7 protein-coding genes are annotated in these 11,746 nt (G+C 71.9%); 6 read left to right on the forward strand and 1 reads right to left on the reverse strand.

The window, feature by feature from the left end; genetic code table 11:
• Positions 1-3: 3 nt before the first annotated feature.
• The 3 genes from AMETH_RS07890 (at position 4) to AMETH_RS07900 (ending at position 4,060) form a co-directional block, all read left to right on the forward strand.
• A complete protein-coding gene (locus AMETH_RS07890; protein WP_017987528.1) occupies positions 4-2,550 on the forward strand; it encodes a DUF4118 domain-containing protein in 2,547 nt (848 codons plus the stop codon).
• Positions 2,547-3,239: a response regulator gene (locus AMETH_RS07895; protein WP_017987529.1), complete on the forward strand. Its 693-nt coding sequence runs from the start codon at positions 2,547-2,549 to the stop codon at positions 3,237-3,239. Before AMETH_RS07890 ends, AMETH_RS07895 begins: the two co-directional genes overlap by 4 nt.
• Before the next feature lie 167 nt (positions 3,240-3,406).
• Complete coding sequence (locus AMETH_RS07900; RefSeq protein ID WP_017987530.1) at positions 3,407-4,060, forward strand: hypothetical protein; 654 nt, start codon at positions 3,407-3,409, stop codon at positions 4,058-4,060.
• Here the strand turns inward: AMETH_RS07900 and AMETH_RS37770 are convergent.
• Positions 4,019-4,651 (reverse strand): hypothetical protein, encoded by a 633-nt coding sequence (locus AMETH_RS37770; protein ID WP_156131623.1) that lies wholly within the window; start codon positions 4,649-4,651, stop codon positions 4,019-4,021. The genes AMETH_RS07900 and AMETH_RS37770 overlap by 42 nt on opposite strands.
• 123 nt (positions 4,652-4,774) lie before the next feature.
• Here AMETH_RS37770 and AMETH_RS07910 point away from each other — a divergent pair, with 123 nt between their 5' ends.
• The 3 genes from AMETH_RS07910 (at position 4,775) to AMETH_RS07920 (ending at position 11,666) form a co-directional block, all read left to right on the forward strand.
• Complete coding sequence (locus tag AMETH_RS07910; RefSeq protein ID WP_017987531.1) at positions 4,775-5,107, forward strand: acylphosphatase; 333 nt, start codon at positions 4,775-4,777, stop codon at positions 5,105-5,107.
• Between the two features lie 121 nt (positions 5,108-5,228).
• Entirely contained in the window at positions 5,229-8,810 is a 3,582-nt protein-coding gene (gene smc, locus AMETH_RS07915; RefSeq protein WP_017987532.1) for a chromosome segregation protein SMC, read from the forward strand.
• 357 nt (positions 8,811-9,167) lie between these two features.
• Positions 9,168-11,666 carry a glycoside hydrolase family 172 protein gene (locus AMETH_RS07920; protein ID WP_017987533.1) on the forward strand — a complete coding sequence of 833 codons (2,499 nt, stop codon included), beginning with the start codon at positions 9,168-9,170 and terminating at the stop codon, positions 11,664-11,666.
• Positions 11,667-11,746 lie beyond the last annotated feature (80 nt).

An 11,746-nucleotide genomic window follows, 5' to 3' on the forward strand; every position in this document is an offset into this window, starting at 1 on the left:
AGCGTGGACGTGGAGAAGGAACCGCCGCGCCGGGGCGAGCTGCGCATCTACCTCGGCGCGGCGCCCGGCGTCGGCAAGACCTACGCCATGCTGGGCGAGGCGCGGCGCCGCCTCGACCGCGGCACCGACGTGGTCGCCGGGCTGGTCGAGACCCACGGCCGGGCGAAGACAGCGGCGCTGCTGGAGGGCATCGAGGCGGTGCCGCGGCGGCGGATGACCTACCGTGGCCGCGACTTCGAGGAGCTGGACGTGGACGCGGTGCTCGCCCGCGCCCCCGAGGTGGCCATTGTGGACGAGCTGGCGCACACCAACGTGCCCGGCTCGCGCAATGAGAAGCGCTGGCAGGACATCGAGGAGCTGCTCGCCGCGGGGATCGACGTGCTGTCGACCGTGAACGTGCAGCACCTGGAGAGCCTGAGCGACGTCGTGGAGCGCATCACCGGCGTCGCGCAGCAGGAGACCGTGCCCGACGACGTCGTGCGCCGGGCGGAGCAGGTGGAGCTGGTCGACATCACGCCGGAGGCGTTGCGGCGGCGGCTCGCGCACGGCAACGTCTACCCGGCGGAGCGGATCGACGCCGCGCTGGGCAACTACTTCCGCACCGGCAACCTCACCGCCCTGCGCGAGCTGGCGCTGCTGTGGGTGGCCGACCAGGTGGACGTGGCGTTGCAGCGCTACCGCGCCGAGCAGCGCATCACCGACACGTGGGAGACGCGGGAGCGGGTGGTTGTCGCGATCACCGGCGGCCGGGAGAGCGAGACGCTGATCCGGCGCGGCAGCCGCATCGCCACCAGGGCCGGGGCGGAACTGCTGGTGCTGCACGTCCTGCGCGGCGACGGCCTGTCCGCGCTCGGGCACGTCGAAACCGGCCGGTACCGCAAGCTCACCGACCAGCTGGGCGGCACGTTCCACACCGTCGTCGGCGACGACGTGCCGACCGCGCTGCTGGACTTCGCACGCGGCGTCAACGCGACGCAGCTCGTGCTGGGCACGTCCCGGCGGTCGCGCGTCGCGCGGCTGTTCGACGAGGGCATCGGCGCGACGGTGGTGCAGCGGTCCGGGCAGATCGACGTGCACATGGTCACCCACGACGAGGCGGGCGGGCGGCTGCGGTCGTGGCTGGGCAGGCGCAGCCCGCTGGCGCCGTCGCGGCTGCTGGCCGGCTGGGTGCTGGCGTTCCTCGCGCCCGCCCTGGCCACGCTGACCGGCGTGCTGCTGCGCCGGGAGCTGGACTTCTCCACCGACGTGGTCGGCTACTTCCTCGCCACGGTGGTGGTCGCGCTGGTCGGCGGGCTGGGTCCGGCGTTGGTCGCGGCGCTGCTGTCGGCCGGGCTGCTGAACTTCTTCTTCACCGAACCGCTCTACACCCTGACCGTGCACGCGCAGAGCAACGTGATCACCCTGGTCGCGATGGTCCTGGTCGGGGTGCTGGTCGCGCTGGTCGTGGACCGGGCGGCGCGGCGGGCCACCCAGGCGGCGCAGGCGCGCACGGAGGCGGCGTTGCTGGCGTCCTACGCGCGCACGGTGCTGACGAACGCCGAGCCGTTGCCGCGGCTGCTGGAGAAGGTGCGCGAGAACTTCGGTATGGAATGCGTGGTGCTGCTGGAAAAGCGCGACGGGAAGTGGCAGGCGGTCGAGCACGCCGGCGTCAACCCGTGCGGCAAGCCGGACGAGGCCGATGTGGACATCCCGGTCACCGCGGACGTGCACCTGACGTTGCGGGGCCGGGCGTTGCCGGCGGCGGACCGGCGGGCGCTGGAGGCGGCGGCCGGGCAGGCGCTGCTCGCGTTGCGGCAGCAGCGGATGGCGGCGGCACAGGCGGAGGCCGAGCGCCAGGCCGAGGCGACCCAGCTGCGCACGGCGTTGCTGTCCGCGCTGGGCCACGACCTGCGCACGCCGCTGACCTCGATCAAGGCCGCGATCGGCAGCCTGCGCGCGCAGGACATCGACCTGTCGCCGGAGGACACCGAGGAGCTGCTGGAGGCGGCGGAGGAGTCGACCGACCGGCTCGCTCGGCTGGTGAACAACCTGCTCGACTCGTCGCGGCTGGCGACCGGGGCGGTGCGGACGCACCTGCGGCCGGTCGGCTACGACGAAGTGGTGGCGCACGCGCTGTCGAATGTGGACGGTTCGGAGTCGGTGTCGGTCGAGGTGGACGAGCGGCTGCCGGCGGTTATGGCCGATCCGGGGCTGCTGGAGCGGGTGATCGCGAACGTGCTGGACAACGCGTTGCGGCACGGCGGCGGTCCGGTGGCGGTGCGGGGTTCGGCGTACGCGGAGTGGGTCGAGCTGCGGATCGTGGATCACGGGCGCGGCTTGAAGAAGGGGATGGCGGAGGCGGCGTTCGCGCCATTTCAAAGGCTCGGGGACCGGGACGCGACGCCCGGGGTCGGGCTCGGGTTGTCCGTCGCGAAAGGATTCACCGAGGCCATGGGCGGCACGATCCGGGCGGAGGACACGCCTGGTGGAGGGCTCACGGTGGTGGTGGCGCTCAAGGCGTGCCAGGCTCCCGACGTGGTGCCGGTGGTGCTGAAGGAGGTGGCTCCGTGACCGAGCAGACCGGCACGGTGCTGGTGGTCGACGACGAGCCGCAGATCGTGCGCGCGCTGCGGATCAACCTGACCGCGCGCGGGTACAAGGTGGTGACCGCGCACGACGGGGCCGCGGCGCTGCGGGCCGTGGCCGAGACGAAACCGGACGTCGTGGTGCTGGACCTGGGGTTGCCGGACATCGACGGCACGGACGTGATCACCGGGCTGCGCGGGTGGACCACGGTGCCGATCATCGTGTTGTCCGCGCGCGGCGAGTCGCCCGACAAGGTCAAGGCGCTTGACCTGGGCGCGGATGATTACGTGACGAAGCCGTTCGGGATGGACGAGCTGCTCGCCAGGCTGCGCGCGGCCGTGCGGCGCTCCACGGTGCCGTCCGCGGAGGGCGAGGCGCTGATCGAGACCGAGTCGTTCACGCTGGACCTGCTGGCGAAGAAGGTGCACCGCGACGGGGTCGAGGTGCACTTGACGAAGACCGAGTGGGGGGTGCTGGAGCTGTTGGTGCGCAACCGGGGCCGCTTGGTGGCGCAGAAGCAGCTGCTGCGGGAGGTGTGGGGGCCGGGGTACGAGAACGAGTCGCACTACCTGCGGGTCTACCTGGCGCAGCTGCGGCGGAAACTGGAGCGGGAGCCGTCCCGGCCGAGGCACCTGATCACCGAGCCCGGCATGGGGTACCGCTTCGAGGCTTGAGCCCGGCCGGGCTGCGCGGTCCTGCCGCCTTGGGGTGGCCAAGTCGCCGCCCGGAGCGGTCGCCTCCGGGCGATCGGCCATGTCAACATCCGGCGACTTCCGTACCAGGGCAGAGATCCGGGCGTCGCCCGACGTGGGCGGCTTTCCCGGGCGGCAGGCTCGGAAGCATGCTCAAGAGTTGGCGGCATGCGGCCGTCTGGTCGCACATCATCACGTCCGTCGGCTGGATGGCCGAGGCTCTCACGTTGTTCGTGCTCATGTTGATCGGCTCGGGCGGGGATCCCGCCCGCCGGGCGAGCGCGATGTCCATGGCCCACGCCATCGACCTGCACCTGCTCGCCCCGCTGGCCAACGCGTCCGCGTTCACCGGGTTCCTGCTCGCGGCGGCGACGCCGTGGGGTTTCTTCCGGCACTGGTGGGTGTTCGGCAAGTTCACGATCACCCTCGTGCAGTTCAACGTCGCCATCATCGTGCTGTCCCCGGCCCTGGCGGACGCCGAACAGGCTGCCCTGGCGGGGGATCCGTCGCCCGCGCCGTGGGGGCTCGTCGCCGGCACGGCGCTCATGGTGAGCGCGATCGCGTTCCAGGCCTGGCTGTCGGTCGCGAAACCCTGGAAGCGCACGCCTTCCGCCGGTACCGCGAAGCCGCAGACCGGGCCGGTGTGGGTGTTCGCCGCCGCGGTGTGCGCCCCGCCCGCCGATGCCGGGATCGGCCTGGTACTGGGCTTTGCGATACCGCTGCTGTCGGTGATCGCGCTGGTGACGCGGCTGGTCAGCCGATCACGAGGAGGTCGACGGGTTCGAGCTGCCGCTACCGTTTGACGACGACGGGTCCTCGGGAGTGCTGCTGTCGGTGGTCGTGCTGGTGCTGCTGCTGGTGGACGTCGTCGGGTCGCTGGTCGGCGAAGTCGTGTCCGGCGGGGTGGTCGTTGGCTTCGTGCTGGTCGGCTTCGTGGTGGTGTCGCTGCGCGGGGGAGTGGTCGTGGTGCCCGGCGGGAGCGTGGTGCCGGGCGGGATGACCGTGCCGGGCGGCAGCGGCGTGCCGGGCGGCAGCACGATCGGCGCCTCCCCGGAGCCCTCGGCCGGCACCAGCGTCACGACCTGCGTCCCGTCCGGGTTGGTGGTCACCACGGCCGTGCGGGTGCCCGCGGGGATCGCCACGCCGTCGACGGTCACCGGCGTCTGGCCGGGCGCCGCGTCGCCGGGGATGAGCTGCGCCCCCGACGTCGAGTTGGTGCCGCCCGGCACCGCGACCTTCGGCGAGCCGCCCGGTGCGATGATCGTGGCCAGTCCGCCGAACGCGGTGGCGAGCACGACGCCGCTGACCGCGAGCAGCACGTAGCCGCTGCGCTGGCTGCGCGAGGCGGAGTCGCGTGGCGGGGACACCTCGGTCCGACGACCCATGTGGGCCATTTGACGCTCCTTGACTGGCGGGGAAACCGGCTTGAGCACATCCGGACGGGTGAGCCCGAATGGTGGCGCCTGCCGGGGAGATTAGCACTGGGAGTGAATACCGATCTGTCCAGGAGCACCGGCATGATCACCCTCCGCATTCGGAAAGCTTCCGGCAGGATAGGGGACGTGACGGGTGAAAAGGACGCCGTCCGGCTCACGGCGTGGGTCGGCGGACGGGTTCAGGGAGTGGGTTTCCGCTGGTGGACCAGGTGCCGGGCGCTCGAGCTCGGCTTGGTCGGCAGCGCGCGCAACCTCGACGACGGGCGTGTTCGGGTATTGGCGGAGGGTAGTCGGGACAACTGTCAGCAGCTACTTGACTCCCTTCGCTCAACATCATCACCCGGTCGTGTGGATCAAGTCGTCGAGCACTGGTCGCCGGCGCAGGGCGGACTGGACGGCTTCGTCGAGGAGTGACACCTGGGGCCGGTGAGCACAGTGGGGCTCCCGGGGACAACACGCCCACGGGCATGACCGGGACGCCCACCCGCCCCCGATAGACTCTGCGGATCACCCAGGCGTTGAAGGGTCCCGCCACGTGCATCTCAAGAGCTTGACGCTGAAGGGCTTCAAGTCCTTCGCCTCGGCTACCACCTTGCGGTTCGAACCGGGCATCACCTGCGTCGTCGGCCCGAACGGGTCGGGGAAGTCGAACGTGCTCGACGCGCTGCGCTGGGTGATGGGCACGCAGGGCGCGAAGGACCTGCGCGGCGGCAAGATGGAGGACGTCATCTTCGCCGGCACCTCCGGCCGCGCCCCGCTCGGCCGCGCCGAGGTCACGCTGACCATCGACAACGCCGACGGCGCCTTGCCGATCGAGTACAGCGAGGTCTCGATCACGCGCCGGATGTTCCGCGACGGCGCCAGCGAGTACGAGATCAACGGCAGCTCGTGCCGTCTGCTGGACATCCAGGAGCTGCTGTCGGACTCCGGCATCGGCCGCGAGATGCACGTCATCGTCGGCCAGGGGCAGCTGGCGCAGATCCTGGAATCCAAGCCGGAGGAGCGCCGCGCCTTCATCGAGGAGGCCGCGGGTGTGCTCAAGCACCGCAAGCGCAAGGAAAAGGCGCTGCGCAAGCTCACCGCGATGCAGGCGAACCTGGACCGCCTGAACGACCTGACCGCCGAGCTGCGGCGCCAGCTCAAGCCGCTGGGCAAGCAGGCCGAGATCGCTCGGAAGGCGCAGGCCGTGCAGGCCGAGCTGCGGGACTCACGGCTGCGCCTGCTGGCCGACGACCTGGTCACCCAGCGCGAGGCGATCGCGCGCGAGGAGGCGGACGAGAACGCCGCCCGCGCCCGCCGCGCCGAGGTCGAGCAGGCGCTCGAACTCGCCGGCGCCGAAGAGGCCCAGCTGGAGGCGATGGTCGCGGAGGACGCGCCGCGCCTCAACGCCGCGCAGGACACCTGGTTCAAGCTGTCCGCCCTCGGCGAGCGGCTGCGTGGCACGGTGCGGCTGGCGGTGGAGCGGCAGCGGCACCTGTCCGCCGACGTCGAGACCTCGTCGGGTGGCCGCGATCCGGAGGAGCTGCTGGCCGAGGCCGAGCAGGTCGCCGAGCGCGAGGCCGAGCTGAACGAAGCGGTGATGATCGCCCGCGAGACGCTCGCCGAGGCCGTGCTGCGCCGCGAGGAACTGGAGCACGAGGTCCAGGCCGCGGAGAAGGCCCACATGGCCGCGGTGCGCGCGATCGCCGACCGGCGCGAGGGCCTGGCGAAGCTCACCGGCCAGGTCGAAGCGCTGCGCAGCAAGAACAGCGCGACCTCCGACGAGATCGACCGCCTCACCGCGGCCATCGACGAGGCCGCGGCGCGTGCCGAGCTGGCGGTCGAGGAGCTGGAGGAGGCCAGGGCCGAGGGCGGGGTCGAGGAGTCCGACGACGCCGACCTGCAGGACCGGCACGACCGCGCGGTGCAGGCCAACCAGGCCGCCAAGGCCCGCGTTGAGGAGCTGGTCAAGGCCGAGCGGCAGGCCGAGCGCGAGATCGCGTCGGAGAAGGCGCGGGTGGACGCGCTGTCGATGGGGCTGCGGCGCAAGGACGGCGCCGGTGAGCTGCTCGGTGCGAGCGATCAGCTGCCCGGGCTGCTCGGGTCGGTCGCCGCACTGTTGTCGGTCGAGACCGGTTACGAGGTCGCGCTCGCCGCGGCGCTCGGCCCGGTCGCCGACGCGGTCGCGGTGCAGGGTGGCGACGAGGCGATCGCGGCGCTGAAGTTCTTGAAGGACAACGACTCCGGCCGTGCCGGCGTGCTGCTCGGCGGCGCTCCGTACACAGTGGACACCTCGTCCTGGCCGTCGCTGCCGGACGGCGCGCGCTGGGCCCGGGACGTCGTCACCGCGCCGGAGCCGCTGCGTCCGGCGGTGGAGCGCGCGCTGGACCGGATCGCGGTGGTGGACACTCTGGAGACGGCGCGGCAGCTGGTCGCGGCGCACCCGGAGGTCAGCGCCGTGACCGCCGAGGGCGACGTGTTCGGCTCGCACTGGGCCGTCGGTGGTTCGGGCCGAAGCGAGAGTGTCATCGAGGTGCAGGCCGCGGTCGACGAGGCGCGCGACCGGCTGATGGCCGCGGAACGCCGCCTGGAGCAGACGGCCGCCGAGCTGGAGGGCGCCCGCGCCGAGCAGCAGGCCCGGCGTGAAGAGGTGGCCCAGGCGAAGGAAGCGCTGTCCGAGGCGAAGGTCCGCAAGGCCAGGTCGTCGGAGCGGCTGAACCGGCTGCAGCAGGCCGCGCGGTCCGCCGAGGCCGAGGTGACGCGGCTGCGGGACCAGCGCGCGAAGGTCGAGGCCAGCCGCGAGCAGGCGCTGGCCAGCCTGGCGGAGCTGGAGGAGCGGCTGGCCGCGGTCGCCGAGCAGCCGGTGGACGAGGACCCGGACACCAGCGCGCGCGACGAGGCCGCGGAGCGGCTGGCGGCGGTGCGCCAGGAGGAGGTCGAGTCGCGGCTGGCGCTGCGGACCTCCGAGGAGCGGGCACGCAGCATCGCCGGCCGCGCGGACTCGTTGCGGCGGGCCGCGCACGCGGAGCGCGCGGCGCGGGAGCGGGCCGAGAAGGCGCGGGCGGCGCGGGCCCGTGGCGCGGAGATCGCCGCGGCCGTGGTCGACGCGGGTGAGCTGGCGCTGGAGCGGATCGAGCTGTCGGTGCAGCGGGCCGCCGCCGAGCGCGACGAGGCGCAGGCCGTGCGCCAGCAGCGCGAGGCCGCGCTCACCCAGGTGCGTAACAAGGTTCGTGAGCTGACCCACGAGCTGGAGAAGCTGACCGACGCGGTGCACCGGGACGAGGTGTTGCGCGCCGAGCAGCGCCTGCGGCTGGAGCAGCTGGAAACGAAGATCGCCGAGGACTTCGGCATCGGCCTGGAGGACCTGGTCGCCGAGTACGGCCCGGACGTGCCGGTGCCGCCGAGCGCGCAGGAGATGGCCGAGTACGAGGAGGCCAAGGCGAACGGCGAGCAGGTCAGCGCCCCGCCGTCGATTCCGTACGACCGCAGCACCCAGGAGCGGCGTGCGAAGCGGGCCGAACGGGACCTCGCGACGCTGGGCAAGGTCAACCCGCTGGCGCTCGAGGAGTTCGCCGCGCTGGAGGAACGGTACAAGTTCCTGTCCACCCAGCTGGAAGACCTGAAGGCGACCCGCAAGGACCTGCTCACGGTCATCAAGGAGGTCGACGACAAGATCCTCGAGGTCTTCACGTCCGCCTACCACGACGTCGCCCGCGAGTTCGAGACGGTGTTCTCGGTGCTCTTCCCCGGCGGCGACGGCCGGATGGTGCTGACCGAGCCGGACGACATGCTCGCGACCGGTGTGGACGTCGAGGCCCGCCCGCCGGGCAAGAAGGTCAAGCGTCTGTCGCTGCTGTCCGGTGGGGAGAAGTCGCTGGTCGCGGTCGCGATGCTGGTCGCGATCTTCCGCGCGCGCCCCTCGCCGTTCTACGTGATGGACGAGGTCGAGGCCGCGCTGGACGACACCAACATGCGGCGCCTGATCGGCCTGCTGGAGCAGCTGCGGGAGTCCTCGCAGCTGATCATCATCACGCACCAGAAGCCGACGATGGAGATCGCGGACGCCCTCTACGGAGTCAGCATGCAGGGCGACGGCATCACGAAGGTGATCAGCCAGCGCCTGCGCCAGGAGGCCTAGACCGCGCCGCGGACCCTGCTCAACCGCAAGCCGGCAACGGAAGCGGACCGACCGCGCCCCAGGCCTCCCCCGCCCCCGATCCCCAGCCGATCTTTGGTCGGGCGGCGGAGGTTAACCCCAAGGCGATCTGTCGGACGTTTGACACCCGCTTCCCTCGAAAGTGTCCGTTTCGATCACTCCTGCCCGGCAATAACCCTCAGTGTTCGATCCGTAACCACCCATGTGGCGCTAGACACACTGAAGCCACCAAGCGCTAAGTTCAGAAAACGATTACTCGCGCTGCGGCGCGGCGGTCCGTCCAGGCTGGGGGTCCCCACTGTGCCCGAAAGTTCCTTTGTCGCGCCCAAAAACCGCTCCGTGATCGTCGTGGTCGGGCTGGTTCTCGCACTCGTCGTCGGTGTTCCCGCCGGTGCGGCGCCTGCTCCCGGGGCGAGCGACAAGGGACCCGTGGGCTGGGACGTCTACCGATCGATCGACGGGCTCGCCCGGATGCGGCCCGGTGAGCAGGTCAAGCAGTTCTCCAGTTTCGACCGCGCGGGCAACAACGACGACGGTTTCGCCGGCACCTACTCGTGCCTGCGCGATGAGGCCAACGGGGACTGCCTGCTCGCCGACGCGCGCGGGGCGGGCGAGGTGTCCTCGATCTGGTTCACCTACGAGTCGACGTCGGTCGCCGCGATCGGGCGGATCAAGATCGAGCTGGACGGCAAGGTCGTGCTGCAGGGTTCGTTGCAGGACATCGTGAACGGCGCGAAGGGTGCGCCGTTCGTGTGGCCGCTGGTGGGGAACTCGGCCGACACCATGGGCGGCGCGGCGATCAAGGTGCCGATGCCGTACACGACGTCGATGCGGATCACCACCGAGAACAACCCGCACTTCTACCACGTCACCTACCGGCAGTTCGCCGACGCCGCGGGGGTGCGCACGTTCAACCCGGCCGACAAGGCCACGGACGTCATCCAGCGCCTGCGCGGGTTCGGCGTGCGCGACCCGAAACCGGTGGCGCCAGGAGCGCGGGTCCAGTCGGCCGCGGTCGACGTCCCGGGCGGGTCCGCGGCCTCGATCCCGCTGCCATCCGGCGCGCGGCGCATCACGCAGCTCTACCTCCGGTTGCCGCAGGTCATCGCGGCCCCCGGGCTGTCCGACGACGGCCGCGCGTACGGCGCGGGCGGTAGTTCGTTCACCGCGACCGTGGCCCCGGAGAACGACGGCGTGCGGATCACCCGCCGCGTCGACGCCGGCATCGGCGAACAACGCGCGGACCTGCTGGTCGGCGGGCGCCCGGCAGGCCAGTTCTACAGCGGGCCGGCCCGCGCCGGCGGCGGCTGGCTGGACCAGGTCGTCGAGGTGCCCGCGGACCTCACCCGCAACCGGTCCCAGGTGCAGGTCGCGACCAGGTTCGTGTCCTCCGCCGAAGACGTCAACGAGTTCCGCTACGAGGTGCACAGCAAGGTTGGCGGGCGGTGGGAGCGCACCGACGTGCTCGACCTCGGCCACAACCACCCCAACGAGGAGGCCGTGCACGGGTACCGGGTGGACGGTGAGCGGTGGGCCGGACTGCGGCGCTTCCGCTACCCGGCCGACCCCGGACAGGCCACGGCGTCCGAGGCCGCGCTGGAGGGTCTGCGGCTGCGGCTGACCTTCGACGGGCAGACCACGGTCGACGCCCCGGTCGGCGAGTTCTTCGGCTCCGGGCTCGGCAAGTACGCGTCGCGGACCCTGCTGCACGCCATCGACACCACCGAGAACGGTGCGTTCACGGCGTGGTGGCCGATGCCCTACGCCCGCAGCGCGGTGGCGGAACTGGTCAACACCTCGGGCGCGCCGGTCACCGGCGGCAGCCTGGAGGTGACCTCCGCGCCGGACTCGGGCGTGACCGCGGGCCTGCGGGACGGCACCCTCGGCTACTTCCACGCGACCCACCACCGGGCCGCGACGGTGTCCGGTCAGGACTGGAACTTCCTCACCGCGCAAGGGCGGGGCGTGTTCTACGGGGTCACCTCCAGCATGCGCGGCGGCATCCCGCCGGGGCAGAACCAGCTGAACCACCTCGAAGGCGACGAGCGGATGTACCCGAACGGCTCGGCCAGCCCGGCGATCCATGGCACCGGGTCCGAGGACTTCTACGAGTCCGGCTGGTACTTCCAGGACGGCCGCGACGGCGGGGTCGAGGGCGTGCCGTACGCGATGCCGCAGGCGGGGCTGGTCAGCCGGGAAGACGCGAGCGACGGCTGCCGGTACGTGTGCCTCAACGCCTACCGGCTGATGATCGGCGACGGCGTGCCGTTCGGCAACGGCATCGAGTTCGACATCGAGCACGGCGACCGGTCGTCGATGCCTGCCGACTACAGCTCGACCGCGTACTGGTACGGGCAGAGCACGCCGTCGATGAGCCAGAGCGACGTGGTCGAGGTCGGCGACGACGCGAGCCGGTCGCAGCACGGGTATTCGGCGCCCGGCGAAACACGCGAGTCGCTGACGTCGGCGTTCGAGGGCAAGGGGGACCGCACACCGGTCACCGGGACCACGACGGCCACCACCCAGCCGGTGACGTTCACCGCGCGGGTGGACCAGTCCAACGGCGGCTTGCGGTTGCACCGGGTTTCCGACCAGGCCCAGGCGTTCCAGCACGCGCGGGTGTTCGTGAACGACCGGCTCGTCGGCGACTGGTACCAGCCGCTGGGCAACACGCATTCGCGGTGGCTGGAGGACAGTTTCGACATCCCGGCCTCGGCGACGACAGGCCAGACCTCGGTGCAGGTGCGGCTGGAACCGGTCGCGGGCGCGCCGGCCTGGTCGGCGTCGCGCTATACGGTCTTCTCGCAGGGCGCGCCGCCCCAGCCCGCGCAGGACTAGCGGCACGAGCGCTGCTCCGGTGCGCGGGGCCGGCTTGTGGCTGCGCGGGTGGTTCGTGGTCCAGCGGGTGCGCCGGGGTG

It is taken from the genome of Amycolatopsis methanolica 239, assembly GCF_000739085.1.
In the GTDB taxonomy this organism is placed as follows: Bacteria; Actinomycetota; Actinomycetes; order Mycobacteriales; family Pseudonocardiaceae; genus Amycolatopsis_E; species Amycolatopsis_E methanolica.